The sequence below is a fragment of the Actinomadura chibensis NBRC 106107 genome, assembly GCF_001552135.1.
GTDB classification, from domain to species: domain Bacteria; phylum Actinomycetota; class Actinomycetes; order Streptosporangiales; family Streptosporangiaceae; genus Spirillospora; species Spirillospora chibensis.
On record NZ_BCQP01000069.1, the window covers coordinates 1 to 26,122 of the forward strand.

The following is a 26,122-nucleotide window of genomic DNA, read 5'->3' on the forward strand; positions in this document are numbered from 1 at the left end:
GCGGCGACGAGAAGCAGGGACGAGGGGCGGGGACGAGAAGCGGCGATGAGAGGCGGGGACGAGAGGTGGGGAGGTGTGAGGAAGTGTGCAACGCAATCGACCGGGGCTTGGGTCTCAGAGCTCGGCGTACCCGGCCTGGCCCCGTTCCCTGCGCGACGTGCCAGGTCAGCCCCGCCCCCGTCCGGTTTCCACTCATCCAAGGTCAGAACGCAAACGGAACCGCAACTGAGCTAGCAGACTCACGGCGAGCGCGGCTCAAGCGAACACGCTGCTTGGACGCGGCTGCAAGACTCCGTCGACGAAGATGTCCACCTTCTCGCTGTAGAAGCAGACCAGCCCGGCGACCTTGCGGCTCTCGTCCAGCGGAGTCGGGTACGACCACGCCAGATCCTCGTGGAGCTTGCCGTCGGCGCGCACCGACCAGTACTCGGCGGTGCCCTTGTAGGGGCAGCGCGTCACCGTGTCGGTGTGTTCGAGCAGATCCATCCGGACATGCGTCTTCGGCAGGTAGTAGCGCACCGGCAGTCCCGTCTCGAACAGCAGCCGCGGGCTGGACGATTCCGCGACCGTCACCCCGTCAACCTCAACCCGGACGTTCCGCGACGCCGCCAACACATCCACTCGCGTGTAGGGGTTACGCGGGTGGACGAAGACCTCCTCGTCCTCCTCGAACCAGGCGTCCATCGCATCCCACTCCAGGCGGACGAGCCCGCGGAGCTCCTCGATAGGCGAGTCGGTGTATCGAAGCGCGGCCCCCGGCTTCTCCAAGCCGTCCACTTTCACCGTGTAGGCCGTAGCGTCCCCTCGGCTCGGTGAATGCTTGCCCGGCCCGTCCTCGACGAGCTCGGCCCGCACATCCTCGACGGGGATGTAGTAGGCCGGGTAGTAGGGGATCTCCCAGACAAGAACCGGCCCAGCGGTGTCGGCCACCAGGTGACCACCGAGATAAGCCCGGACGCGCTTGCCGCTCTTCTCGATCCGAACGCTGGTCTTCTGCGATGTGCTCATGCCACGGCAACCGTTCCGGCGTTCGCCCTATTTCAACTTCGCCCTCGTGCGGCTTGGACCGTCGACACTCAGCAAACTCCAGTCCGTCAGAGCCTCTTCCGCCAATTCGCAATGATCAGGGCCCACGCGCGTCGGCAAGTCGCCGGTGTGCTGGGTTCAGCGGCATCTCAACTCCTTCATCGCTGCGTTGGCCAGTGTCAGATCAGGAAGACGTAGCCGGAACCTCCTTCGCCGGAACCTCCTTCGGCCTGCGCGGGATGGCGAAGATCGGAAGGAGCGAGAGGACAAGGACGCCCGCCACCCACCAGAACGTCTCGGTGAAGGCGTTGGTCAGGAGCGTCGGCGTCTCGGCGGTGTTCTGGGCGGCGGCCTCGGCCAGATTCCCGGACGCGCCCGGGATCTCGCCGCGGATGGCGATCTGCAGGATGATCGCCGCCGCCGCGGTGCCGAACGAACTGCCCACCCGCACCAGGATGTTCGCCCCCGTCGTCGCGGCGGGCACGGCCTCCCGTGGCAGCCCCTGATAGGTCAGGGCCATCAGGCAGGGAGTGATCATGCCGTGGCCGAGCCCGACGACGAGCATGGACGCCATGATCAGGTTGTTTCCGGTGTCGGGGTCGAGCGTGGTGAGCCCCATGGTGCCGATGAGGACGAGCAGAATGCCGCCGACCACGAACCGGCGTCCGCCGAACTTGTCGGCCAGCCGTCCCGACACCGACATCGTGATCATCGCGCCGAGCCCCAGCGGGGCCAGCAGCCAGCCCGCGTCAAGGGCGGACTCACCGCGGACGATCCCAGCGAACAGCGGGATGAGGATCATCACGCCGTACATCGCCCCGCTGTAGAGGAAGAACCCGCTCGTGGCGCCGGTGAAGGCGCGGGTGCTCACGCGGCGCAGTTCGATGAGCGCGCGGTCGCCGCTGCGCAACGCGTGCGCGACGAACGCGATCACCAGGACGCCGCCGCCGATGACGCTGCAGAGGAAGCGCGGCCCGCTCAGGCTCGCCCCGTTCCCCGCCTCGGACAGCCCGTACACCAGGGCCGCCAGGCCAGGGGAGAGCAGGAGGAGTCCGAGGACGTCCAGCCGGGCCTCCTTGCTGCGTTCGGTGTCGCCCGGCAGCATCCGCACGGCGGCGAACAGCGCGACCGCGCAGAACGGGATGTTGACGAAGAACATCCAACGCCAGCTCAGGTTGTCGACGATCACGCCGCCGAGCAGCGGCCCCAACACCGGCGCGAGCATCGCGGGCACCGAGACGATGCTCATCACCCGTCCCATCCGGCCCGGGCCGGCCTCCCGGACGAGCATCATCTGCCCGACGGGCATCAGCATCCCGCCGCCGAGGCCCTGCAGCACGCGGAACGCGACCAGCGAGGGCAATGACCACGCGAGCCCGCACAGCAGGGACCCGGTGATGAACAGGCCGAGCGAGAACAGCCACATCGTCCGGGTGCCGAACCGCTGCACCGACCACCCGGTCATCGGGATCGCCATCGACAGCGCGAGCGTGTAGCCGGTCACCACCCACTGGATGGTCGACAGCGACGTGTCGAAGTCCTTGCCCAGCGCCGTCACCGCGACGTTCACGATCGTGCTGTCGAGGACGGTCATGATCGCGCCGAGGAGCACGACGATCGCGAGATTGCGCAGGTGAGGGTCGATGCTCTCCTTGGTCGCCGGGGCTTCGTCTCGGGTGGTCGTCATCCGGCCGCCTCTCGTCCGTACGGCGTATCGGTTTCACCGTACACCGTATCGCGCGATCCGTACACCGTATCGATACGGCGTATCGGTTACGATCTCTGATGTGTCGAATGTTTCGAGGTCAGGCGAGGTGTGGTCGCGTCCGCGCGGCGGTCGTCGCCCGAAGCTGACGCGCGAGGCGATCGTCGAAACCGCGATCAGCGTCGCCGACGCGGAGGGCCTGGAGGCCGTGTCGATCCGCCGCATCGCGAGCGAACTGGGCGTCCGCGCGATGAGCCTTTACACCCACATCGCGGCCAAGCAGGACATTCTCGACCTCATGTACGACCAGGTCGCGGCAGAGGTGCTCATCGAGGACGAGCTGCCGGACGACTGGCGCGAGGCGATGCTTCAGATAACGCGCAGGGAACGCGAGGTCGGCCTCAAGCATCCGTGGATGTTCGAGTTGAGCCGCCTTAGCCCCCGCGTTGGGCCGAACGGTCTGCGCCACGCCGAGCAGTCCCTCGCGGCCGCCTCCCGGCTCGCCGACGACCCGGAGAGCATGCTGGCCATCATCACCACCGTCGACTACTACATGTTGGGATACACCCTCAGGGAACAGCACGCCCGTGACGCCGGAACGAATGGCCTGCAACGCGCGCAGACCAGCCTGCTGGAGCAGGAGTACGTCCGCCTCCTCATGGAGACCGGCGAGTTCCCCCACCTCAAGCCGCTCTTCGATGCGGGCATCGTCATCCAGGACGACTTCGAGCAGGGCCTCAACTGGCTGCTCGACGGCATTGAACACAAGTACGGAAGGAAGTAGTCTCTGCCGCCATGCCGACTTAGCGTAGGCGGCAGTGCACGTTCCGCTACGACGAGACGGGGTTCAGGTGCGAGCAGCCAAGTTCATCGGTGTGGCGACCATGCTCGCTCTGGCGACTGCGACCGGATGCAACGACGGCGAAGCGAACGAGACCGCGACCCCAGCGAGCGTCCCCGCGGGACTCGGGTCCTTTTACGCACAGAAGCCGTCCTGGAAGAGCTGCGGTAACGGTTTCGAGTGCGCCACCGTCCAAGTCCCCCTGGACTACGCCAAACCCACTGGCGAGAAGGTCGGCCTCTCCGTCATCAGGCTCCCGGCCGAGGACAAGGCCAACCGGATCGGCTCGCTGCTCACCAACCCCGGCGGCCCCGGTGGTACCGGCGTCGGCTTCGTCCGCGAGGCGGCGCCAGCCTTCGGGAACGACCTCCGCCGCCGTTTCGACATCGTCGGCTTCGACCCGCGTGGTGTCGCCGCAAGCGATCCCGTCCGCTGCAACACCGGACCCCAGCTCGACAGGTTCTTCGCCACCGACGTGTCCCCGGACAACCGCAACGAGACGAAGGCGCTCGCAGGCGAAGGCAAGGAGTTCGCCGACAACTGCAAGGCACGGGCGGCTGCCGAGCTCCCTCACGTGGGCACGGTCAACGCCGCCCGCGACATGGACGTCATACGTGCCGCCCTGGGCGACACCAAGCTCACCTATTACGGCGCCTCCTACGGCACCTACCTCGGGGCGTACTACGCCGAACAGTTCCCTAAGAACGTCCGCGCCCTCGTCCTGGACGGAGCGGTCGACCCCACACTCTCCTCAACCGAGATGCTGGTCGAACAGGCCAAGGGCTTCGAGACCGCCCTCCGCGCTTTCGCCCAGGACTGCGTCAAGACGGGCTTCTGCCGGTTCGGTGGCACCGTCGACGCCGTCCTGGCCACGGTCTCCTCCTTGCTCACCAAGGCGGACAAGACCCCCCTCAAGAACACCAAGGACTCCCGAAAGGTCACCGAGTCCCTCGCCGTCATGGGTATCGCGAGGGCCCTCTACGTCAAGGAGTACTGGCCCGTCCTACGCCAGGCCCTCACCAAGGCCACCCAGGAGTCCGACGGCACCATGCTCCTGGCCCTCGCGGACGAGATGGTCGAACGCAAGTCCGATGGCAGCTACAGCAATCAGACCGACGCCAACATGGCCATCAACTGCGTCGACAAGCCCAACCCGCCGGACGTCACCACCTACGGCAAGTCGGCCGCCGAAGCCCAGAAGGTAGCTCCCCGATTCGGCTCCTTCGTCGTCTGGGGCGGCCTACCGTGCGTCTACTGGCCCGTCCAGACCAAACAGGAGCCGAAGCCCATCGCCGCCAAGGGCGCCGCTCCCATCGTTGTCATCGGAACCATCCGCGACCCCGCCACCCCGTACAAGTGGGCTCAGAACCTGGCCGGCCAGCTGTCCAGCGGCGTCCTCCTCACCTTCGACGGCGACGGCCACACCGCCTACCTGCAGGGCAACCGGTGCATCACCGAGGCCACTAACAAGTACCTCCTGGACGCCGACCCTCCCAAGGACGGCACCACCTGCCGCTGAACAACCGGTGCGCACTCACCCCCGCGGACCCGGTAGACTTCCCTCAGCCGTGTCCGCACGGCGCGCCGCCTTAGCTCAGTCGGCAGAGCGATTCACTCGTAATGAATAGGTCGTCGGTTCGATTCCGACAGGCGGCTCCACTTCAAGGCCCCTTCCGATCTCGGAAGGGGCTTTCTTGCTAACAGGCTTGCTAACGGCGGCGCCTACGCCGCTTCGTTCATGACCTGCGCGAACACGTCCGCCGCGAGCCTTCGGCCGACCGGGTCACGCGCGCGTGGATGCGGAGCGTGTGGTCGGGGCAGCGTGCCCGAGCCGAGCGTCCAGGACGTGGACGGGGACGCCTGCCAGGAGCAGCATGGTCGCGTGGACGTGGCGGAGGTCCTGCCCCTTGGCGGTAGGGGGTGCTTCGGTGGGGCGGGCATTCGTGCCGCGCCATTTCTCGCCGATGGGAAGTTCATCGGTCGCTTGAGCCTTGCTGTGCTCCGGGAGAACGGTCGCGGTCTCGTCATCGATGCTCCGACTCGGGACCGTCCGCTCTTGGGCGCCCCTCGATGCGCTCACCGTCCGCTCAGCCCGCTCGACCCTGTTGGACGGTATTCGCTCATGGCGATGGTGGTGGCGTTGCGGTGGAATGCGGAACCCTCCGTGGCGATCCCTACGCCGAGCCAAGGGCCCGTGGCCGTCTGCGGTCATGGACGCCGCTCCCGCACAGCCGTGGGCTTAGCGTAAGTGTGTGTCGGACTTCGAGGAACGGTTGCGTCACCTGCGACGCCAGGAAGCCGCAGAATCGGAGAGGCAGCAGAGGGAACAGGCTGCCGCCCGAGCCGTGATGTCGGCGGAGTGGGACAAGGTCCAAGAGACGGCGCGGTGGGCTGTCACCCGGTACCAGCAGGCGCGCGTTTCTCCGTCGCAACTCTACGTAGCTTGGCAGAAGGCCGTTACTGGGTTTATGTCACGCAGGGTGAAGGATTACCGTTACCAGTACGAGCCGAGGGGCCATGGGCTGCCGCTGCTGGACTTCAGCGAACGCACAACGCATAACCTCCAGTTCGACAACACCCGAGAGTCGGTCGAACACGGCTTCCTCATGGTGACAGAAGACGGGAATCGCCTGTTTCATGCCAGCACGGGAGCAGACGGCATCCATGGGGATCGCCTGTGCCTACGCGACGTGCGTTACTCGCCATACAAAGACGCGCAGACTGCTTTGACGGAAGCAAAGTCGCTGACGATCGAGCGGGTGGCCGTCACTTCTTTGACCGAATGCCTGGGGAGGAAGAGGGTCCGCGAGGACGGCAGACCGGCCTACGGCCTCGATTTCAACACCATCCCGGAGCCTGTGGACCAGTTCTGCGACCGAATCCTTCGCTTCGTCGACGATAGGACTACCCGCTGAAACTCGTCACGGGGCGCCTGAACGTGGCCGAAGCGGGGGGCATTCCACTCCCCAGCCTCAATACTGAAGCAGTCATTCACACGAATCTGTCAGTCATAACTGGCGCGCCGCCCGTGTGAATAAAGTGTGCTGGGTCGTGCCGCAGGCGGGCATGCTAGAGCTAACGCGGTTGCTAACAGCCGGAGGCGCCGGGCCGCCCCCTGGACGGCTGCCCCTGAGTTGACGCACACCTCGGCGGACTCCGTCGTCCCCTGTGACCGGCTAGCCGCAAGACCTTGCGGTGCGGATGCCGGTATCGGACGAGAGGTTAAGGGAAAATTCTTGAGGTGCAGTGAGGGAGGTCCGCGGTCATGTCCGCGGTTATCGCCCAGCGTTCGTAGTCGCGCCAGATTCCGCCGATGTTGATGAAGTCCGGGGAGAAGCCCTCCCGCCGGAAGCCGAGCCGTTGGACGAGTCGCCGGGACGGCTCGTTGCCCGGCTGGATGTCCGCCTCGACACGGTGCAGCCCCAACTGGTCGAATGCGTAGCGGACGGTCAGCCCGACCCCCTCCGTCATGAAGCCCTGTCCGGCACTCGGGGCGAACGCCGCGAAACCGAGTACCGCGCGTTCGTACGGCCCTCGGACGATGCCCGTGAGTGTGACGTGACCGGCGATCGCTCCGGTGTCACGCCGCTTGATCAACAGTGCTTCGCCTGCGGCCGGATCCGCGAACCGTCCCAGATAATCGCGGAAGCCCTCCGAATCGGTGGGCGTCCTGACCCATCTCCCGTGTAGTTTCGCGCTCCGCTTGGCGAGATGGACGAACTCCTCCTCGTCCGCCGCCCGCAAACGGCGGAGCAACACGCGAGAACCCACAAACGCCTCCGCTCTGGCTCCCTTGGCCGGGGGTCTGTCTCGGACCGGCCGTTGGCGACGCGGCTTCGGGGCAGGTTGCACCATGTCCCTTGCTGTGCCGAACGCGCCGCGGGGTCGCGCCTGGCGGCTGGCCCGGAGCGTCCGCCTTCGCCGCAACGGCATCCGTCCATGAACCACACAAAGACCCGATGACGCAACTCACGAAATCAGATCACGCGCTGCTGCGTGCCCGAAACGTCGCGCAACCTCACCACGCCGACGGCATCTGGCCCGGAGCGCCACACACGGTGCGGTACGCCGGACCACGCTCCTCAGTTCAGACGCCAGCCCGGTATGTGACACAGGCCGCGTACATCCAATGTGCTTGCTGGCCGCCCGTGAATGACCGCGTCCCGCACTGGCCGGAGCCGCCGGAACCTGAACTGCCAAGTTGTTCAGCTCCGAGCTCGGCGCGTGCAGCCCCTGGCTCACGAGTCAGAGAGCCTGGACGCTACGTCATGGCGTCCACCTGGGTCCGGTCGGGCGAGGTCAAACCGGACCGACGCCAGCAAGTCAGAGTGGACCTGTCGGCTACGGATTGGCCTGTCGTCCGCAGCGCGTGTGTCCCCGGCCGCGCGAGCAGATCGCCGCGCCCCGGCTGGCGCCGCCCTCAGCTGGCACGGCGCCGTGCCCGGCGGGCGTCGTGCCTGGCGGGCACGGTTCCCCACCTGGTTGGTGCCCTGCTGAGCTAGGCACCGTGCCATGGCTGGCGGGCGTGGTTCCGCGCCTGCTCGCGCCGTGCTCAGCTGGGGCCGTGGCGTGTCAGGCGGACGTCGTGCCGGGCAGGCGTGGTTCCGCGCCTGCCGGTGCCCTGCTGAGCTGGGCACCGTGGCGTGCCCGGCGGTGTGGTTTCGCGTGTTGGCCGCTGTGCTCAGCTGGGGCCGTGGGCGCGCCCGGCTGACGGCGTGCCCGGCGGCGGCGTAGTGCTGTGCCCGGCAGGCTCCGTACCCGGCGGGCGTGGTTTCGCGCCTGCTGGCGCCGTGCTCAGCTGGGCTGTGGCGTGTCAGGCAGGCGCCGTGCCGGGCGGGCGTGGTTTCGCGCCTGTCGGCGCCATGCTGAGCAGGGCACCGTGTGGCGTGCGGGCGGGCGTAGTTTCGCGTGTTGGCGCCGTGCTCAGCTGGCACGTGCCGTGCCCGGCAGGCGTTGTGCCCGGCGGGCGTAGTGCCGTGCCTGGTTGGCGTCGCGCTGCGGGTGGGGTGGTGGCCGGGGTCGGCGGGCGGTCCGGCTCGAGAGGCCTGCGGGATTATGTGTGCGCCAGCGTTGACGGGCTCGGTGTGAGGTGCTCGGCGAGGATCTTCAGGTGGGTGTCGCGGGCCTCGGCGTGACAGCGGCGGCCGGCTTCGGTGATCTCGACGATGACTCCGCGGCGGTCGTTCTCGCAGAGGCCGCGCTGGACGTAGCCGTGTTTCTCCAGGCGGGCGACCGTGCGGGAGAGGGCGCTCTGGCTCAGGTACATGGCCGCGGCGATCTCCTGCATGCGGCGCTTCTCACAGTCGCGGTCGACGAGGCGGTCGAGCGTCTCGTACTCGCTCATGCTGAGGCCATGGGCCTCCTGGAGGGCGCGGTCGAGAGCGCACGCGACCGTGTTGTAGCAGGTCGCCAGCTCGCGCCACCGGCCGATCAGTGCAGCCTCCGCCTTCATGCGGCGGATCCTACCATGCATGCGCATTAGATGCACCTGAATTAGATTCCAGAACATTTAGTGCGTAGACATTTGATGCATGTGCATGTACTGTCCTCCGACGTGACTATGACTGACACCTCACCTGCCTCCGCCGTCCGTGCGCCGGCCGCCGACAGCGCGTCGGCCGAACAGACCTGGACTCCCCGGCTGTGGGGGGTCCTCGCCGTCCTTTGCGCCGTGTTGTTCCTCGACGGACTCGACGTCTCGATGGTGGGCGTCGCGCTTCCGTCGATCGGCACCGAGCTTGGTCTCTCCACGACGTCGCTGCAGTGGATCGTCAACGGCTACGTCCTCGGCTACGGGGGCCTGCTGCTGCTCGGCGGCCGGACCGCGGACCTGCTCGGCCGCCGCAGGGTCTTCCTCGCCGCGTTGGCCGTGTTCGCCGTCGCGTCACTCGTCGGCGGGCTCGTGAACGATGGCACGTTGCTGATCGCCACCCGTTTCGTCAAGGGGCTCGCCGCCGCGTTCACCGCGCCGACCGCGCTCTCCATCCTGACCACCACCTTCCATGAGGGACCCGCGCGCAACCGCGCGTTGTCCGTCTTCTCGGTCTTCGGGGCGAGCGGCTACTCGTCCGGACTGATCCTCGGCGGGCTGCTGACCAGCTTCGGCTGGCGTTGGACGTTCCTGACGCCCGTGCCTCTCGCGGTCATGGCCCTGGTCGCGGGCATCGCGCTGATCCCCCGGGACAAGCCCGCGGCCGACGGCGGCCATGACCTCGTCGGTGCGATCACACTCACCGGCGGCATGCTGCTCGCCGTCTATACGGTCGTCTCGGCCCCCGACCGGGGCTGGCTCGACCCGATCACAGTCGGCTCGGCCTTGCTCGCGGCCGTGCTGCTGGCCGCGTTCCTCGTCACCGAGAACAAGGTGCGGCACCCGCTGATCCGGCTCGGCATCCTGCGGGCGGGCTCGATCGTCCGCGCGAACCTGAGCATCGTCGCGCTGTTCGGCTCGTACCTGAGCTTCCAGTTCATGATGACGCTCTACCTGCAGGACGTGCTCCACTGGTCGCCGCTGAAGATGGCCATGGGCCTGCTCCCGGCCGGACTTCTCGTGGCCTTCGGCTCCCCGTTCGTCGGCCGCCTGATCGACCGGTACGGCACGGCCCCGCTGATCATCAGCTCCATGACGTCGCTGACCCTCGGCTACGGCTGGTTCCTGGCCACCGCTGGGAACACGCCGCACTACGTGTTCACGATCCTGCCGACGATGCTGCTGCTGGGCGGCGGGTTCGCGTTCGGGTTCAGCTCGATCATGGGGCAGGCGACCGACGGGATCGACGACTCCGAGCAGGGGCTCGCGTCCGGGCTCGTCCAGACGTCGGGCCAGGTCGGCGCCGCCCTGGTGCTGGCGCTGGTCACGGCCCTGGTCGCGGGTGGGACGGCCGCCGGTGGTGACGGCTTCGGCGAGTTCCACCCGGGCGTCAACTTGGTCAGTGCCGTCGCCGTTGTCGGCCTTGTCCTGAACCTGGTGCCGCTGCTGCGCCACTACCGTCCGAAGCACGCCTGACCCTCGTCCCAGCGGGGACGCACTGTTCGCAGTGCGTCCCCGCACTTCTTTTCGCTGTGGCTCCACCGATGGCCTCCAACTGATGGGTCTTGAAGCTGCCGCGACTTCGACCGATTACGGGCCGCGTTTCCAGAAGGGGCGGCGGGACCTCGGTTGCTGGGCGACGTCGCTCAGGATCTGGAATGCCCGGGCCCACTGGGCGTCGACGGTGGGCTGATCGGACGCGGTCGTCAGACGGCGCAGTTCGTCCCGTAGGTCGGCGAGGGCTCCGGTGTCGAGCTGTTCCGCCTCCATTCGTTGGACGATCGACTCCAGGATGGGGAGGAGTTCGTCCAGCAGGTGGCGGACGCGTTGGTCATGGGCGTCCGGAACCTGGCGGAGGCGGTCGAGCACGTCCGCCAGCTCCTGCTGGAGGCCCTTTTCGGCAGGCACTCGACGGCGAGTGCGGCGCAGCGGGGGCGACCCGGTGGCCTGTTCGGCGAGCGGACGGGCGGAGCCTCGGCCGGGCGGGGCAGTATCCGGGGCGATGCCGTATCCGGTCGGGGGCGGGCCGGCGGGTGCCGCGGGCATGGCGGGCGGCGGTGCCGCGCTCGGCGGCATGGCGGTCTCCGGGGCGGCGGAGAATGCGGCGTACGTCATCCTCGGCGCGGCGGAGGGTGCTGGCGCCGCCCAGCCGCTCGGCGTCTCCACCGGTTGGACGACCTGGTGCGGGGTTCCGCCCTCGGCGACCACACGGCTGTCCACCGCTACGAAGGCGGTGAAGCGGCACAGCACGCCGAACCTGAGAGACGTCTCGACGATGCGGCGTTCCAGGTCATCGGGACCGCCGGTGGTGTAGCGGTCCTCCAGGTCGCGCAGATGCGCACGAGCCCAGATGGACGTGGCGGCCGAGCCGTCGGCGACGACTCCGGTGACGTGCTGCTCCCAAGCCGTCCCGTCTGACGCGGTGCCACGGACTGACAGCGAGCCGGACGCGGGTCCCCGGAAACGTCCCGCGATCACGAGCGGCACGCCGGGGAAGAGCGCACCGATGCGGGCGGGAGCCACAGAGCCGGGGACGATCTCCAGCCCGTCGGCGTGCAGTGACAGGCCGGTCGCCAGCGGCGCGGCGATGCGATGGTGGATGTGCTCCATCGCCTCGTCGAGGCGGTCTTCGGATTCGACCAGTTCGGAGTGTCCGCGGCCGATGGTGGCGAGCCGGTTCAGGAAGCCCGCGTTGACCGCCCGGTCGATCCCGACGGTATGGACCCGCACGCCGTGCAGGTGCGGTTCCAGACGGGCGAGGAGTTGGTCTTCGTTGCCGACCTGCCCATCGGTGATGAGGACGAGCACGCGGTCGCGCGCCGGGTCGGCGAGCAGGCGGCATGCCTCGTCGAGTGGGGCGAGCATCTCGGTGCCGCCCCGCGCGCTCACCGCCGCGAGGTGCTCGACCGCGCGGAACCGGTTGCGGTCGGTGCCGTCGGCCAGCCCTGTCCCGAGATCGCGGGGCCTCTCGATGGTGTTGTCGAAGGACAGGACGGCGAACCGGTCCTCGGTGCGGAGCGTGTCGACGATGCGGGCGGCGGCGCGGCGGGCGGCGATCATCTTCCAGCCGTGCATGCTGCCGGACCGGTCGAGCACGAGCACCACGTCACGGGGGTTCGGCCGGGCCTCCCCGGAGGGCAGCACGGTCAGGCTGAACGTTCCTTCTTCGCCGGACTCGTCCGGCGTCAGGGAGAGCGCCGCGCTCTCATGCGGGGCGAAGTCGAGGCGGAGGATGAAGTCGCGGTCGAGGCGTTCGCCCGGGCGTAGCCGCACGGTGGTCCGCCCGCCGACCTGCTCCTCGGCCACGACGTGCAGCGCGGAGCGGATCTGCGTCAGGGGCAGCCCCGCGGGGTCGATGTCGACAGTGACGGCCAGCCTTACCGGGTTGGGGAAGCCTGGCAGCAGAACGGGCGGGCTGATCCGGGAGGCGTCGGGCACGGCATCGGTGTCGTCGGCGACGCCGGAACCGGCGCGTTCTCCGTCCAGCGGCGCGCCGGGGATGTAGCGAGGCGCGACGACCAACGGGAAACGGAAGGTCGCGCTTGAGGCCGACTCGTGCGGCAGCGGCTGGTCGAGCGTCAGCCTGATCGTCACGCGTTCGCCCGGCAGGATGTTGCCCACCCGCATGGTGAAGACGTCCGGGCGGTCCTCTTCCGCGATCGCCGCGCGCTGACCCGCTGCGATGGCGGCGTCGTAGTCCTGCCGGGCCTGGCCGCGCTCCTTGAGCGTCCCCTCGATGACACGGTCGGCGGCCTCCATGCGCAGCGCGGTCACGGCGGCGCGGTCGGGCAGCGGGAAGACGAAGGTGGCCTCCAGCGGCATGTCGAACGGGTTGTGGAACCCCTGGACGACTTCGATTCCGGCGGCCAGTCCGGTGATGGAGGCGTGTACGTCGACGGAGTCGAGCGGCAGGTTGCCTTTGTCGGTGGTGAGCGCGCCCAGGCCGCGATCGGGCTCCGGCGACGCGGTGTCGGGCAGCGGCAGTATGCGCACGGTCACGTGGACCTCCGGGTGGGATCGACGGGCATGAACGCGGGGCTTGGGGCGGGGCTCTCCTCCTCGGTGAGGAGGCCTCGGCGGCGGAGCTCGTCGAGCAGCGGGCGAGCGGCGTGCTCGATGGCGGCGAGGTCGCCGCCGCTCAGTGAGGGGACGTCCAGCAGGAGGGTGAGGCCGGACGCGAGCCGGACACCCTGGACGACCGGGGGATGCGGCCTGTCGAGATCGTCGGCCGCGATGACCCGTTCGTAGGCCAGGTCGGGACGGTTCTTCCAGAAGCCGGTCCGGGACGCTCCGCTCACCGGTCCGGTCGTGGGCTGCGCCGGGGCGGGGGCCTCTGGCGAGCGCGAATCGGTCGGCGGAGTGCCCGCGGTGTCGTCGGCTGCCGGTTCGCCGTTGTCGGATCGAGGGGCCGGTGGGGTGTCGGAGTGAGGTGTGCGCGGTCGTTGTCCGCCCGGTAGCGCTGGACCGGGCGGGAGCGCGTCGGGTCGGCCTTCGGGGGAGGTGAGACCGGCGATGCGTTCGAGGGTCGCGTCGGTGGCGGCGGCGAGTTCGAGTTGGATCTCGGCGATCGAGCGGCCGGCGGCCTGGCGGCGTTTCACCGCGACGAGCTGCAGAAGGTGGCGGGGGCCGTACAGGGCGGTGCGTCCGCGGCGGCCGAGCGGTGGGTCGACGAGCCCGATCGTGGTGTACCAGCGGATCAGCCGCTCGTTGGGCAGATCGCGCACCCGACCGCTGACCTGGGCGGACCCGTCCGCGGCGAGGGCCGCGGCGGCGCTCTCCGCCAGCTCGGTGATCGTCCAGACGACGTCCATGCGGCAATGATGACACTGTCACGATGACAGTGTCAACTTCGAGTTCCATGATCGAATCGAGGGCCGCCGAACGGCTCCTTCCTCCGATGATGGAATCGATCCTCCCTAAACGATCCATCTAGTAGATATGCGTCAAATCCCAATGAACGCCTCTTCGGTGATTACCTGGATAAGTATCGGCGAAGTAGGAGAATGGCTCCCGACACCTGAGATTGATGTCTCGGATTGGCCACTGGACAACGCTCGCAACCTTTACCTTCGGTGGCATGAACGACCACGACCTGGTAGAGGCGCTGCTTGAGCATGAGCCCGGCGCCCCTGCCGCTGTGTACGACGCGCACGCCGATCGGCTCTACGCGTACTGCTGGTTCCAGTTGCGTTCCAGGGACGCGGCCCAGGCGGCGTTGCGCGATGCGTTCATCGTGGCCGAGGCGCATATCGGCGAGTTGCGGGATCCCGATCGCTTCGGGCCATGGCTCTACTCAATCGCAAGGTTGGAGTGCAAGCGCAGGCCGTCGTGCTGGGACCAGGCACCGGACGTGTCGGTCGCAAGCCACGATCAGGACGACGTCGACCAGCGCATCATGGCGTGGCAGGCGGTGCTGACCTTGAGCCCGTCCTCCAGGGAGATTCTGGAGTTGCGCGTAAGGCACCAGTTGTCCGTTCCAGACCTGGCAGCGGTTTTCGGAGTGCCGCTCAAGGAAGCTCAAACAGCGCTCGACCTCGCGCACAGCGAACTGGAAAGTGCGCTGACCGCCGAGATACTCGCGCACCACGGTCCTTACGGTTGCGCCGAGCGGGCCCAGATGCTCCGGGAGCGGCGTGGTGAATTCATCCATGAACTGAACGGGCGGCTGTCGGAGCACACCGAAAGTTGTGCCGTCTGTAGGGCGTTGCGTCCACGCTCTGTGTCGGCCACCAAGGTGTATGGGTTGCTGCCCGACGTCGAGCTCCCGCCAGAATTGCGGCGCCGGGTGACGGGCTGCTTCCAGGACCCTGAACTCGTCGGCTACAGGCTCTTCGTCTCCACGAGGGTCACCGAGTTCACTTCAGATGGGTTCCCCGTCCAATCCGATGAGACCGCTGAACCACCGCAGGCCCCGCGTCCCACGCGGCGGGTCTGGCTTCCCCGTTTGCGTAGGGCGAATTCCGATCCGGCAGCGGCGGCCAAGGCGCTAGAGGAAGTTCCCAGGGCTGTCGGGCTTCGAGCCCAGGCAACGCGTGTCGCTCTGGTGCTGGCTGTGGTGGCGCTCCTGTTCGGTGGTGGGTTCGCGTCCATGCACGGGTTCCTCGACTCAAGGCGACAGGGCTCGGACACCGTCGTCGAGCCGCGTCTTAGCGGCGCCTCTGGTCCCTCCGCGCAGCCTGGTTCCGGGCAGGGGCCCGGGGAGCATCCGGCCGATATCGACGCCGCGCCCGTGTCCGCGACATTCCCGTTGGGGGCGGAGGCCCCGGCCGCACCGCCGACCATATTGCAGCCACCTTCGAAAGAACCGGTCCTTGTAGCCGGACCATCCGGTTCCACCGCTGAGGGGCAACTCGTGGTTTCGCCGCTTTTCCTGGACTTGGCGGGACGTACGACAGGCTCGATAGAACTCCAGGCGTACCGCGGACCGGTGGCATGGCATGCGACGAGCCGCGGACCCATCCGCGTATATCCATCGTCGGGAAGCCTTGGGACGGGACAGAGCATGACAGTGCGCGTGTACGTCGAACGACGATCGAAGTCTCGTGGGACCGGCACCATCGCGTTTCGGCCTGGCGACAGCCGGGTGAACGTCACCTGGCGACCCGGTTCGCCAGGGTCGGAACCCACGCCCTCACCGAAGCCGACGGTCACTGGGCCGGGGAACCCGACGACACCGCCGGGTACCAAGCATCCGAGTAAAACGCCTGCACCGTCCAGGACGCCGTCATCTTCTGGACGTCCGTCTCCTGAGCCAGCACCGTCTAGCGGCAATCCTGGTCCGTCCCCGTCTACCGGGTCGCTGCCCGCTTCTCCCAGTTCGGGGCCAACGCCCAGCCCCTGACGGAGCGGCGCAAGTATCTGCCCTTGCCAAAGAGAATTACTCCTCGTAGGTGATCGTTTGCGCTAAGCAGTGCAAGTCGAGGGGAGGACGTGATCATGGCATCAGGCACAGTCGAGACCCGTCCCGCGTCCCGATTCCCCTCCCGCGGTGCAGCCTTGCGGTTGGTCGCCTTCACCACCGGCCTGGCGATGGGCATGAACCTGCTGGCCCCGGCCGCATCCGCACGTCCCACGTCCAAGCCCAGCCCGAGCGCGCGCGACGTTGAACGGACCGAACGCGAGGTTAGAGAAAAGGCCGCGCAAGTCGGCCGGACCAAGGCCGAACTTGCGCAGGCAGACGGTGAACTTGACCGGCTCGCCGTGGCCGCGGAGGTCGCGATAGAGCGATACCACGGTGAACAACTCAAGCTGCAGCATTCTCAGCAGGTCTACAGAGAGACGCTGGCGCGATCTGTCGAGGCAGACAGGAGGCTAGGGGAGACGCAAAGCGAACTGGCGTCTTTCGCAGCGCAGCTCTACCGCGACAACACCGGGTACGACCAGATGTCGTCGGCGCTCGTCGGCCATGGTGGGCCCCAAGGCTTCATGGACCGTGCGGGAATGGTCGAGATGCTCGCCAAAAGGCGGACGGCCATGGTCGAACGCGTCGAGGCCGCTAAGACCGTTGCTGATCTATTCCGGCGCCAGGCGCACTCCGCTTTTCAAGAGCAGGCGGCTGCGACGGAACGAGCCGATGGGGCCAAACGCGTCGCGCAGGACGCAGTGGCCAGGCAACAGGCATCAGTACAGCGAATCGAGGCGGAGAAGCGGCGGCTGGAGCGTCGCCTTGGCAAGGCCCAGGCGCGTGCGGCGCGCGTCAAGCGCGCGCGGGAGCGAGCACTGGAAAGGGTGGAGGAGCGCAAGGCTCGTGCCGCTCTCATCGATTCAGCAAGTCCTGGGCTGGTCATGTCTGCCGCGCGTGGGGCTATTGCTGCGCGTGCTGCGTTGAAATGGCTCGGAACGCCGTACTCGTGGGGTGGAGGCACCGTGGCCGGTCCCAGTTACGGTGTGGCACAGGGGGCCGAAACCCAAGGCTTCGACTGCTCCGGCCTGGCTATGTACGCATGGAACAAGGCGGGGGTACGGCTGGACCACTGGACCGGTACGCAATGGACGTCGGGCCCCCACGTCCCTATAGATGCCCTGCGTCCAGGAGATCTCGTCTTTTTCGCCAGGGACGCATCTGATCTCAACACCATCCACCATGTAGGCATCTACGTCGGTGGCGGCCGTATGGTCGAAGCGCCTTACACGGGCGCGCGGGTACGTGTCTCCAGCATCCACCGAAGCGATCTGATCGGCGCGACCCGTCCTTCTGGGTGAGGGCAAGGTCGGCCCTGGCGTGCGCCCCCGCTCTCTCGCTCCAGATGGCTCGTGGCGGCTTGAAGAAGCGGCTTGAAGAAGACGAGAACCCTCCCGCAGGCGTCTCCCGCGGAAGGGCTCTTCACGAGCTGTGTCGCTGGACGGGGGAGCGGATCAGCGCCGTCCGCGACTCCCGGCTCTCGTCTTGGTGCGGCCTCGCGATGGATCCAGTCGGGGGCCGGTCGGCCGGCCCCTGTCGACCGTCAGTGGCCGCCCTGGTCCGCCGCGCGCTTCTGGGAACGCTCGATCTCCACCTCTGCCTCGACCCGTCCCACCCAGCTGGCCCCTTCGACCGACTTGCCGGGCTCCAGGTCCTTGTAGACCTCGAAGAAGTGCTGGATCTCCAGCCTGTCGAACTCGGCGACGTGGTGGATGTCGCGGAGGTGCTCCATACGGGGGTCGGTCGCGGGGACGCACAGGACCTTGTCGTCGCCACCGGCCTCGTCGGTCATCCGGAACATGCCGACCGCGCGGCAGCGGATGAGGCAGCCCGGGAACGTCGGCTCCTGTAGCAGAACCAGTGCGTCCAGGGGGTCGCCGTCCTCGCCGAGGGTGTTCTCGATGAACCCGTAGTCGGCCGGGTACTGCGTCGAGGTGAACAGCATGCGGTCGAGCCTGATGCGCCCGGTCTCGTGGTCCACCTCGTACTTGTTCCGCTGGCCCTTCGGGATCTCAATGGTGACGTCGAAATCCAAGATGTCCTCCGCTCCCTGCGCGCGTGCAGTACATAGTCTTTCGGGAGCCCGTGGGCGAGGCCGACCCCACAGGCGAGTGTTTCCCTTATATAAGGATGTCGCACGTTGGTGAGTGCTGAGTGGGAGAGGGACGGTCACGTGCCTGGACGGGCCCCCGCCCTCGTGGTGCTGTCGCTGTCCCTCCTTAACGTTTTCGCCGTCGCCGCTGGGCTGGCAGTGGTGAAACTCACACCTGAGCGGCACTTGTCCCCGCAGCCGCCTGGTGTGGCGGTGCGTGACATCGTGCGTGCCCCTGCCTCGACGTCGATTGCCGCAGCCGATTTGACGTCCGGCCGTCTGCCCAACGCGTCCGTCCTGGGCGGACGGCTCTCTGCGCTGATCGGGGGACCCACCACGAAGATCAATGCGGTGGTCATCGACGCGGCGACCCGGCGTCCCCTGTTCGAGCGCCATGCCGACAGTCCCGCGACCCCCGCCTCGACTACGAAATTGGTGACATCGGTGGCGGCGCTTGCCTCGGTCGGTCCCGAGCACCGGATCACCACGCAGGTCGTACGCGGCACCGGTGGCGGGATCGTTCTCGTCGGAGGCGGAGATCCTACCTTGACGGCCCTCCCCGCACGGCCTGACGCCGACCACCCGCCGTACGCCTCGCTTCTGGACCTGGCCCGGCAGACGGCCTCAGCGTTGAAGGCGGCCGGTGTCCGGCGGGTGCGCGTGGACTACGACGCGTCGGCGTACCGGGGTCCTCGCACCGCGGCTGGGTGGAAGCCGAATTACATGCCCGATGGTGAGGTCGCACCCGTATCGGCCCTGACGGTCGATGAGGGGCGTGTGGCTCCGGGGGATCCGTCCAAGAAGACCCGGGTCTCCGACCCGCCCGCTGCTGCGGCGGGGGAGTTTGCGCGGCTGCTGTCCAAGAACGGGGTGGGCGCGAAGGCAGGGCGGAGGACGTTCGCGCAGAAGGGTGCGGTGCGGCTCGGCGCCGTCCAATCACCGCCGATGTCCGCTCTGGTGGAGCATTTGCTGACCCACAGTGACAATGATGTGGCCGAGGCGGTGGCGAGGCAGGTTGCCATGAAGCTGGGCCGTCCGGCCTCGTTCGCGGACGCGGCGCAGGCCGTCGAGCAGGTTCTCGCCAAACTGGGTGTGGAAGCGGGGGTCCTGGTCAATGACGGCAGTGGGTTGTCCACCCGCAACCGCGTTTCTCCGGTTGCCCTAGCCCGAATCGTTTCGCTCGCCGCGGGTGAGGACCATCCCGAGCTTCGCTCGGTCATCACCGGCATGCCCATCGCCGGGTTCTCCGGGACGTTGAGCCCTCCGCGCTACACCGTGCCGTCCAGCCGGGCGGGTGCGGGGATGGTGCGCGCCAAGACGGGGACCCTCGCGGGGGTCAGCACGCTGGCGGGGCTCGCCTACGACGCGGACGGGCGGCTGCTCGCGTTCGCGTTCATGGCGGGGGACGGGAAGGGGCCGGTGGATCCCGGCAGGCTCGACCAGTTGGCGGCTTCGGTGGCCGCGTGCGGGTGCGGCTGACGTCGGGTTATCCACAAGTTCGCGTTGGGGTTCCGCGGGGTGGCGGGGGCGGCGAGGGTGGAGGGGTACGGTCCGCCCCCGGGTGGGTGGGGCCTGGGGTTCCAGGTAATGGGGGTTTGGGGTGGAGTGTGGGGCGAGCCGTACGGGAGATAACCAGAACAGTTGTTCGTTGAACGACTGTGCAGGGCGCTCCGGCGCCACGTCCGAAACGTACGGTGGAGTACATGAGCGCCTCAATGATCGACTGGAACGTGGCGGTCCAGGCCGGTACCCGGCTCGTCAGGCCGGGGCCGCAGGTCAGCCACGCCGAGGCCCGTGCGGTCGTGGCGGAGCTGCGGGAACTGTCGAAGCTCGCCCACGGGCACGTGCGCGACTTCACCGGCATGGCCTCGGAGCTCGATCCCGACCCGGCGACCATCGTGGACCGGCCCGGCTGGATCCGCGCCAACGTGGACGGTTTCCGGGTGGTGCTCGAACCGCTCATGGAGCAGATGACCGAAGGGCGCAGCCCCGGGCCCCTCGGCGGCGCAGGCAACGTCGTGGTCCAGGCCGTCGGCTCGCGGGTCACCGGTATGCAGGTCGGCGCGATCCTCGCCTACATGGCCAGTCGCGTCCTGGGGCAGTACGAGCTTTTCCTCCCGCCGGACCCGTCCGGACGGGCGCCGACGGGACGGCTCACCCTGGTCGCACCCAACATCGTCCACGTCGAGCAAGAGCTCGGTGTGGAACCGCATGACTTCCGCCTGTGGGTGTGCCTGCACGAGGAGACGCATCGCGCTCAGTTCACCGGCGTTCCGTGGTTGCGGGAGTACGTGCAAGACCAGATGACGCGATTCCTGCTGGCCTCCGACCTCGACCCAGGTGTGATGCTCGACCGCATCAGGGACGCGGCGGAAGCCCTCGCGGACGCCGTGCGTGGTGGCGACGCCAACCTCATCGACGCGATCCAGACTCCCGAGCAGCGCGAGATCCTCGATCGACTCACCGCGGTCATGACCCTGGTCGAAGGACACGGCGACTATGTGATGGACGCCGTCGGGCCGGAGGTCGTGCCGTCGGTGCAGCAGATTCGGTCCCGTTTCCAGGGGCGACGCGACGGCGGCTCCAGGCTCGACAGGTCGATCCGCCGTCTGCTCGGCATCGATCTCAAGATGAAGCAGTACGCGGAGGGCTCGCGGTTCGTTCGCAGGGTCGTCGCCGAGGTGGGGATGAGCGGGTTCAACCAGGTGTGGCAGTCGCCCGAGACCCTGCCCACGCACGACGAGATCAAGGAGCCGATGCTGTGGATCGACAGGGTCGTCGGTCCGCGGGCCATCGACGCGCCGCCTGAGGCCAACCAGGCATAGCAACCCGGCACAAGAACCGGTCTAACCGGTCTAACCGGTCTAACCGGTCTAAGAAGCGTCGTAAGAAGCGGGCGTGAAGGCGCGTGGTATTCGCCGTGGGGGTTTACCTTCGCGCGGTGGTAGAGATTTCCCATGGGGCCTGATCCGGCAGTGGCGGCGGTACGTCTCGCGGTAAGGCGTGCTCTGGCCGACCTTCCGCCGGGCGTGATGGTGCTCGCCGCGTGCAGCGGGGGCGCCGACTCCCTGGCGCTTGCCGGTGCGCTGGCCTTCGAGGCGCCCAGGCAAGGGCGCCCTGCTGGCGGGATCACCATCGACCATGGTCTCCAGGACGGCTCTGACGAACGTGCCGACGCCGTTGTCCGGACGATGGCGGGCCTTGGGCTCGACCCGTCCGGGTCGGTCGCCGTCACCGTCGACGGCACGGGCGGCCCAGAGAACGCCGCGCGGGATGCCCGCTACACCGCACTCGACCAGACCGCCGTCCGGTTGGAGGCCACGGCCGTCCTCCTGGGGCACACCATGGACGACCAAGCCGAAACGGTTCTGCTGGGGTTGGCGCGGGGTTCTGGAGCACGGTCGCTTTCAGGCATGCCAACCGCTTTCCGCCGTCGAAGCGCTACGGGAGAAGGGCCAGAGGGGCACGGCGGGCAGGGTGTGCTCTACATGAGGCCCCTGTTGGGGCTCGATCGTGCGACCACGCGTAGGGCATGCGAGGCGATGGGGCTGGAACCCTGGGACGACCCCCACAACACCGATCCCGCCTACGCGCGCGTGCGCGTCCGGCACGAGGCTCTGCCCGCGCTGGAGAAGGCTCTGGGCCCGGGAGTGGCCCAAGCCCTGGCACGCACGGCGAGGATGCTTCGGGACGATGCCGACGCCCTGGACGAACTCGCCGTCCGGGCTTACGCCGACCTCCAGGCCACCCAGGACGGCTACACCGTGGCCCTACGCCTGGAAGGGCTCGCTGATCTGCCCCGAGCCGTCCGGACCCGCGTACTGCGGACGGCGGCGATCGACGCGGGCAGCCCACCCGGTACGCTCGCGGCCGTCCATGTCGATGCAGTGGATCGGCTGGTCACGGCCTGGCACGGCCAGCGGCACGTGGATCTGCCGGGGGGCCTTCGAGCCGTCCGGCGGTATGCGAAGCTGCTGTTCGGCCCGGTTTGACCTCGCGCCGTGTGCGAACCGTCACACGTACCGCTGCACGGCGTCGTCGCGCGGACGGCGAAAGCGTCGCGCGGCGGGTGTCCGTCCCACCGGACGGGCGAGGTCTAAGCGATGAGGGTGGGATTGTGGACGAGAAGGACCTGGGCACGGATCTGGCGAAGGTGCTGATCCCCGAGGCGGATCTGCAGGCCAAGGTGCGGGAGCTCGCCGGGCAGATCGACGCCGACTACGCGGGCAAGGATTTGTTGTTGGTCGGTGTCCTCAAGGGCGCCGTGATGATCATGGCGGATCTGGCGCGCGCGCTGCACTCGCCCGCGTCGATGGACTGGATGGCGGTCTCGTCATATGGGTCGGGCACGAAGTCGTCTGGGGTCGTCCGCATCCTGAAGGACCTCGACACCGACATCCTCGACCGGCACGTCCTGATCGTGGAGGACATCGTCGACTCCGGTCTGACCTTGTCGTGGCTGGTCAGCAATCTGCTCTCGCGCAACCCCGCCTCGCTTGAGATCTGCGCGCTCTTGCGTAAGCCCGAGGCCGTGAAGGCCGACGTGGACGTCAGGTACGTCGGGTTCGACATCCCGAACGAGTTCGTCATCGGCTATGGACTCGACTATGCGGAGCGGTACCGGAATCTGCCGTTCGTCGGCACGCTGGCCCCGCATGTCTACGGCGGCGGAGGGGCCTAGCCTGGGCCATAACGGGGCCTAGCCTGGGTCGCGGGGACGTGGTTCCGCCCCTGGACGGCCCTCGCGGACGCTCAGAGCGCGCTGACGGTGCGTGAACGCCTCGGACGGCCACGGAGGGCACCCGAGCCGGGAACGAGCGCTAACGCCCCGGTCAGGGGCCCTGAGGGCGTCCTCAGGGAACAAGAGACCGTGACGAATCGTTGCAAAGGTCGTTGACGGGTATATGGAAGGGATGCAGGAGAACAGCGTCGGCTGCGTCTTCTGCATCCTGCGGTGTACCGTCGATGTCCCGGGCCCTAGGGTCGGGGAGCCATACGAGGGAAGCCGCCGCGGCGGGACCGGAGCCCCTGGGCGCGGGCCCTTCGCGGGACGCATTGTTGGTCGCCCCGGCATCCGTCCCCCGGGACGGACGAGGATCGTACACAGACGTTGGTCAGGAGGGACGGGCCCCGGAGGGGTTACCGGATAAATGGACGTGAAGCGCTACTTTCGCGGGCCGCTGCTGTGGATCCTGCTGTTCGGCCTCTTGGTCGCCCTGGTGATGTGGGGCGTCAACCCCGGTCGTTCGTTTGAGAAGGTCGACACCTCCAAGGTCGTCCAGGAGATCAACGCTGGGCAGGTCAAGTCCGCCAAGATCATTGACAAGGACCAGCGGATCGAGCTGACGCTCACCAACGGCAAGCAGCAGCAGGCGTCCTGGGTCGACGGACAGGGCCTCCAGTTGCAGCAGCAACTGCAGCGGCAGGCCGACGCGGGCAAGCTGTCCGGCGGCTACAACGTCGACGTGCCGAAGCAGAGCTTCTTCCTGAACCTGCTGTTCAGCCTGCTGCCCATCGTCGTCATCGTGCTGATCTTCCTGTTCATCATGAACCAGATGCAGGGCGGCGGCTCGCGCGTGATGAACTTCGGCAAGTCCAAGGCCAAGCTCATCACCAAGGACACCCCGAAGACCACCTTCGCCGACGTGGCCGGGGCCGACGAGGCCCTGGAGGAACTGGAAGAGATCAAGGACTTCCTGCAGAACCCGGCGAAGTTCCAGTCGATCGGCGCCAAGATTCCCAAGGGCGTGCTGCTGTACGGCCCGCCCGGCACCGGTAAGACCCTGCTGGCCCGTGCCGTCGCGGGTGAGGCGGGCGTCCCGTTCTACTCGATCTCCGGTTCGGACTTCGTCGAGATGTTCGTCGGTGTGGGCGCCTCCCGTGTCCGCGACCTCTTCGAGCAGGCGAAGACCAACGCCCCTTCGATCATCTTCATCGACGAGATCGACGCCGTGGGCCGACACCGCGGCGCGGGCCTCGGCGGTGGGCATGACGAGCGCGAGCAGACCCTGAACCAGCTGCTTGTCGAGATGGACGGTTTCGACGTCAAGGGCGGCGTGATCCTGATCGCGGCGACCAACCGTCCCGACATCCTCGACCCGGCGCTGCTCCGTCCGGGACGATTCGACCGTCAGGTCACCGTGGACCGTCCCGACCTGGAGGGCCGCAAGGGCATCCTGCGCGTGCACGGACGCGGCAAGCCCTTCGCTCCGGACGTCGACCTCGACGTCATCGCCCGCCGCACCCCCGGCTTCACCGGTGCGGACCTCGCGAACGTCATCAACGAGGCCGCGCTGCTCACCGCGCGCTTCGACCGCAAGCTGATCGACATGGACACCCTTGAGGAGTCCATCGACCGCGTCATGGCCGGGCCGGAGCGCAAGACCCGGGTGATGTCGGAGAAGGAAAAGAAGATCATCGCCTACCACGAGGGCGGCCACGCCCTGGTGGCGCACGCTCTTCCGAACTCCGACCCCGTGCACAAGGTGACGATCCTGCCGCGCGGACGGGCCCTGGGTTACACCATGACCCTCCCCATGGAGGACAAGTTCCTCACGACGCGTTCGGAGATGACCGACCAGCTCGCCATGCTGCTCGGTGGGCGCACCGCCGAGGAGCTCGTGTTCCACGAGCCGACCACGGGTGCCGCCAACGACATCGAGAAGGCCAGCTCGATCGCCCGCAACATGGTGACCGAGTACGGCATGAGCGAGCGCCTCGGCGCGCGCAAGTTCGGCACCGGTCAGGGCGAGGTGTTCCTCGGCCGCGACATGGGCCACGAGCGTGACTACTCCGAGGACATCGCGTCCGCCATCGACGACGAGGTCCGCCGGTACATCGAGGCCGCGCACGACACGGCCTGGGAGATCCTGGTGGAGTACCGGGACGTCCTGGACGAGCTGGTCGTCAACCTGATGGAGAAGGAGACCCTCTCCAAGGAGCAGGTCCTCCGGATCTTTGCACCGATCCAGAAGCGGCCGCACCAGAACTCCTACACGGGGTACGGCAAGCGCCTGCCGTCCGACCGTCCGCCGGTGCTGACGCCCAAGGAGCTGGCCCTGCTCGGCCCGCAGGACGTCACCGACCTGACCAAGAACAACGGCCAGGGCGGGGTCACCTCAGAGGCGGCCGATCCGGCCCCGGGCGAAAGCTGACCGCGTTGGCAGATTCGCGGGATGAGGCGCCGGTGCACGAGCGGCCCGAGGACGAGGGTTCGTCCTCGGGCGGCGTGTCCGGCGCCGCGCGGGACAGGTGGACGGCGGAGCAGGCCGCGCAGGACGCGGGCCGTGCCTTCGTCGAAGGCGAGGCGCGGATCCTGGAGGAGCCGCCGGGGTTCGACCATGCCCGCATCGAGAAGGCGGTACGCGAGATCCTGATCGGCATCGGGGAGGACCCCGACCGTGACGGTCTCCGCGATACACCGGCCAGGGTCGCGCGTGCGTACGCCGAACAGTTCGCCGGACTGCGGCAGAGGCCGGAGGACGCGCTCACGACGGTGTTCGACGCCGACCATGAGGAAATGGTCCTGGTGAAGGACATCGAGGTGTACTCCGTCTGCGAGCACCACCTGGTGCCCTTCCACGGAGTGGCCCACGTCGGCTACACCCCGAACAAGAAGGGGCAGATCACCGGCCTGTCCAAGCTGGCCCGGCTGGTGGACGTGTACGCGCGTCGCCCGCAGGTCCAGGAGCGGCTGACGAGCCAGGTGGCCGACGCGATGATGAGCGTGCTGGAGCCGCGCGGCGCGATCGTGGTGATCGAGGCCGAGCACCTGTGCATGACCATGCGCGGTGTGCGGAAGCCGGGCGCGAAGACCGTGACGTCCGCGGTGCGCGGCGACTTCCGCGATCATGCCGAGACGCGGTCCGAGGCGATGAGCTTGATTCTGGGCCGTTACTGAGCGTTGACCCTGACTCGGGGTCGTCGGCCGCGCGAACGGGCCTCAGCGTCGAGCTGAGGCCCGTTCCGCCGTTGTGGAGCCGAGCGGCGGGGCCCGACGGGAGCCGTGAGGCGGCTGGGGCGGGCCG

At 68.0% G+C, this 26,122-nt stretch carries 19 protein-coding genes and 1 tRNA gene; 13 read left to right on the forward strand and 7 right to left on the reverse strand.

Annotated elements, in window-relative coordinates; genetic code table 11:
* Window positions 1-255: 255 nt before the first annotated feature.
* Both ACH01S_RS35150 and ACH01S_RS35155 read right to left on the reverse strand, forming a co-directional pair.
* Window positions 256-1,008, reverse strand: coding sequence for a DUF427 domain-containing protein (locus tag ACH01S_RS35150; RefSeq protein ID WP_067902335.1), 753 nt, complete (start codon window positions 1,006-1,008; stop codon window positions 256-258).
* A 202-nt stretch (window positions 1,009-1,210) separates the two neighbouring features.
* Window positions 1,211-2,713 (reverse strand): MDR family MFS transporter, encoded by a 1,503-nt coding sequence (locus tag ACH01S_RS35155; RefSeq protein ID WP_067902337.1) that lies wholly within the window; start codon window positions 2,711-2,713, stop codon window positions 1,211-1,213.
* Between the two features lie 127 nt (window positions 2,714-2,840).
* Here ACH01S_RS35155 and ACH01S_RS35160 point away from each other — a divergent pair, with 127 nt between their 5' ends.
* The 4 genes from ACH01S_RS35160 to ACH01S_RS35180 all read left to right on the forward strand — a co-directional run bounded on the left by ACH01S_RS35160 (window position 2,841) and on the right by ACH01S_RS35180 (window position 6,487).
* Window positions 2,841-3,515 (forward strand): TetR/AcrR family transcriptional regulator, encoded by a 675-nt coding sequence (locus tag ACH01S_RS35160; protein WP_246236465.1) that lies wholly within the window; start codon window positions 2,841-2,843, stop codon window positions 3,513-3,515.
* Between the two features lie 67 nt (window positions 3,516-3,582).
* Complete coding sequence (locus ACH01S_RS35165) at window positions 3,583-5,091, forward strand: alpha/beta hydrolase (protein WP_246236464.1); 1,509 nt, start codon at window positions 3,583-3,585, stop codon at window positions 5,089-5,091.
* A 64-nt stretch (window positions 5,092-5,155) separates the two neighbouring features.
* Window positions 5,156-5,231: transfer RNA gene (locus ACH01S_RS35170), tRNA-Thr, on the forward strand.
* Between the two features lie 593 nt (window positions 5,232-5,824).
* A complete protein-coding gene (locus tag ACH01S_RS35180) occupies window positions 5,825-6,487 on the forward strand; it encodes a BAR domain-containing protein (RefSeq protein ID WP_067902347.1) in 663 nt (220 codons plus the stop codon).
* A gap of 307 nt (window positions 6,488-6,794) precedes the next feature.
* On the opposite strand, the gene ACH01S_RS35185 is transcribed toward ACH01S_RS35180, so the two are convergent.
* Together ACH01S_RS35185 and ACH01S_RS35190 are read right to left on the reverse strand one after the other, a co-directional pair.
* The gene (locus ACH01S_RS35185) at window positions 6,795-7,343 is read right to left on the reverse strand and encodes a GNAT family N-acetyltransferase (protein WP_067902349.1); all 549 of its coding nucleotides are present in this window, start codon (window positions 7,341-7,343) and stop codon (window positions 6,795-6,797) included.
* Window positions 7,344-8,625: 1,282 nt separating this feature from the next.
* On the reverse strand, window positions 8,626-9,024 hold the full coding sequence (locus ACH01S_RS35190; protein WP_067902476.1) for a MarR family winged helix-turn-helix transcriptional regulator: 399 nt from the start codon (window positions 9,022-9,024) through the stop codon (window positions 8,626-8,628).
* A 75-nt stretch (window positions 9,025-9,099) separates the two neighbouring features.
* Here ACH01S_RS35190 and ACH01S_RS35195 point away from each other — a divergent pair, with 75 nt between their 5' ends.
* Complete coding sequence (locus tag ACH01S_RS35195) at window positions 9,100-10,578, forward strand: MFS transporter (RefSeq protein ID WP_370671596.1); 1,479 nt, start codon at window positions 9,100-9,102, stop codon at window positions 10,576-10,578.
* A 114-nt stretch (window positions 10,579-10,692) separates the two neighbouring features.
* On the opposite strand, the gene ACH01S_RS35200 is transcribed toward ACH01S_RS35195, so the two are convergent.
* Together ACH01S_RS35200 and ACH01S_RS42885 are read right to left on the reverse strand one after the other, a co-directional pair.
* The gene (locus tag ACH01S_RS35200) at window positions 10,693-13,101 is read right to left on the reverse strand and encodes a VIT domain-containing protein (protein ID WP_067902353.1); all 2,409 of its coding nucleotides are present in this window, start codon (window positions 13,099-13,101) and stop codon (window positions 10,693-10,695) included.
* Window positions 13,098-13,913, reverse strand: coding sequence for a helix-turn-helix domain-containing protein (locus tag ACH01S_RS42885; protein ID WP_083981502.1), 816 nt, complete (start codon window positions 13,911-13,913; stop codon window positions 13,098-13,100). The genes ACH01S_RS35200 and ACH01S_RS42885 overlap by 4 nt, the downstream gene beginning before the upstream one ends.
* A 266-nt stretch (window positions 13,914-14,179) precedes the next feature.
* Here ACH01S_RS42885 and ACH01S_RS44070 point away from each other — a divergent pair, with 266 nt between their 5' ends.
* Together ACH01S_RS44070 and ACH01S_RS35210 are read left to right on the forward strand one after the other, a co-directional pair.
* Window positions 14,180-15,943 (forward strand): RNA polymerase sigma factor, encoded by a 1,764-nt coding sequence (locus ACH01S_RS44070; RefSeq protein ID WP_148344120.1) that lies wholly within the window; start codon window positions 14,180-14,182, stop codon window positions 15,941-15,943.
* Window positions 15,944-16,038: 95 nt separating this feature from the next.
* Window positions 16,039-17,304, forward strand: coding sequence for a C40 family peptidase (locus ACH01S_RS35210; RefSeq protein ID WP_067902479.1), 1,266 nt, complete (start codon window positions 16,039-16,041; stop codon window positions 17,302-17,304).
* Between the two features lie 242 nt (window positions 17,305-17,546).
* Here ACH01S_RS35210 and ACH01S_RS35215 read toward each other — a convergent pair whose 3' ends face one another.
* Window positions 17,547-18,038 carry an inorganic diphosphatase gene (locus ACH01S_RS35215; protein ID WP_067902359.1) on the reverse strand — a complete coding sequence of 164 codons (492 nt, stop codon included), beginning with the start codon at window positions 18,036-18,038 and terminating at the stop codon, window positions 17,547-17,549.
* A gap of 270 nt (window positions 18,039-18,308) precedes the next feature.
* Between ACH01S_RS35215 and dacB the strand changes: the two genes are divergently transcribed.
* The 6 genes from dacB (at window position 18,309) to folE (ending at window position 25,995) form a co-directional block, all read left to right on the forward strand.
* On the forward strand, window positions 18,309-19,574 hold the full coding sequence (gene dacB / locus ACH01S_RS35220; protein ID WP_246236463.1) for a D-alanyl-D-alanine carboxypeptidase/D-alanyl-D-alanine endopeptidase: 1,266 nt from the start codon (window positions 18,309-18,311) through the stop codon (window positions 19,572-19,574).
* Window positions 19,575-19,810: 236 nt separating this feature from the next.
* Entirely contained in the window at window positions 19,811-20,920 is a 1,110-nt protein-coding gene (locus tag ACH01S_RS35225) for an Rv3626c family coenzyme F420 biosynthesis-associated protein (protein ID WP_067902483.1), read from the forward strand.
* 132 nt (window positions 20,921-21,052) lie between these two features.
* Window positions 21,053-22,087: a tRNA lysidine(34) synthetase TilS gene (tilS, locus tag ACH01S_RS35230; RefSeq protein ID WP_067902364.1), complete on the forward strand. Its 1,035-nt coding sequence runs from the start codon at window positions 21,053-21,055 to the stop codon at window positions 22,085-22,087.
* A 125-nt stretch (window positions 22,088-22,212) separates the two neighbouring features.
* Window positions 22,213-22,776 (forward strand): hypoxanthine phosphoribosyltransferase, encoded by a 564-nt coding sequence (hpt, locus tag ACH01S_RS35235; protein ID WP_067902366.1) that lies wholly within the window; start codon window positions 22,213-22,215, stop codon window positions 22,774-22,776.
* A 469-nt stretch (window positions 22,777-23,245) separates the two neighbouring features.
* Window positions 23,246-25,249: an ATP-dependent zinc metalloprotease FtsH gene (ftsH, locus tag ACH01S_RS35240; RefSeq protein ID WP_067902370.1), complete on the forward strand. Its 2,004-nt coding sequence runs from the start codon at window positions 23,246-23,248 to the stop codon at window positions 25,247-25,249.
* A gap of 158 nt (window positions 25,250-25,407) precedes the next feature.
* On the forward strand, window positions 25,408-25,995 hold the full coding sequence (gene folE, locus ACH01S_RS35245) for a GTP cyclohydrolase I FolE (RefSeq protein WP_067902486.1): 588 nt from the start codon (window positions 25,408-25,410) through the stop codon (window positions 25,993-25,995).
* Window positions 25,996-26,122: the final 127 nt, after the last annotated feature.

What these genes read in the sequence shown, in the direction of transcription:
- ACH01S_RS35150 (WP_067902335.1), bottom strand. Translation starts at nt 1,008, where the DNA reads ATGAGCACATCGCAGAAGACCAGCGTTCGGATCGAGAAGAGCGGCAAG.
- ACH01S_RS35155 (WP_067902337.1), bottom strand. Translation starts at nt 2,713, where the DNA reads ATGACGACCACCCGAGACGAAGCCCCGGCGACCAAGGAGAGCATCGAC.
- ACH01S_RS35190 (WP_067902476.1), bottom strand. Translation starts at nt 9,024, where the DNA reads ATGAAGGCGGAGGCTGCACTGATCGGCCGGTGGCGCGAGCTGGCGACC.
- ACH01S_RS35195 (WP_370671596.1), top strand. Translation starts at nt 9,100, where the DNA reads ATGCATGTGCATGTACTGTCCTCCGACGTGACTATGACTGACACCTCA.
- ACH01S_RS42885 (WP_083981502.1), bottom strand. Translation starts at nt 13,913, where the DNA reads ATGGACGTCGTCTGGACGATCACCGAGCTGGCGGAGAGCGCCGCCGCG.
- ACH01S_RS44070 (WP_148344120.1), top strand. Translation starts at nt 14,180, where the DNA reads ATGAACGACCACGACCTGGTAGAGGCGCTGCTTGAGCATGAGCCCGGC.
- ACH01S_RS35210 (WP_067902479.1), top strand. Translation starts at nt 16,039, where the DNA reads ATGGCATCAGGCACAGTCGAGACCCGTCCCGCGTCCCGATTCCCCTCC.
- ACH01S_RS35225 (WP_067902483.1), top strand. Translation starts at nt 19,811, where the DNA reads ATGATCGACTGGAACGTGGCGGTCCAGGCCGGTACCCGGCTCGTCAGG.
- tilS (WP_067902364.1), top strand. Translation starts at nt 21,053, where the DNA reads ATGGGGCCTGATCCGGCAGTGGCGGCGGTACGTCTCGCGGTAAGGCGT.
- ftsH (WP_067902370.1), top strand. Translation starts at nt 23,246, where the DNA reads ATGGACGTGAAGCGCTACTTTCGCGGGCCGCTGCTGTGGATCCTGCTG.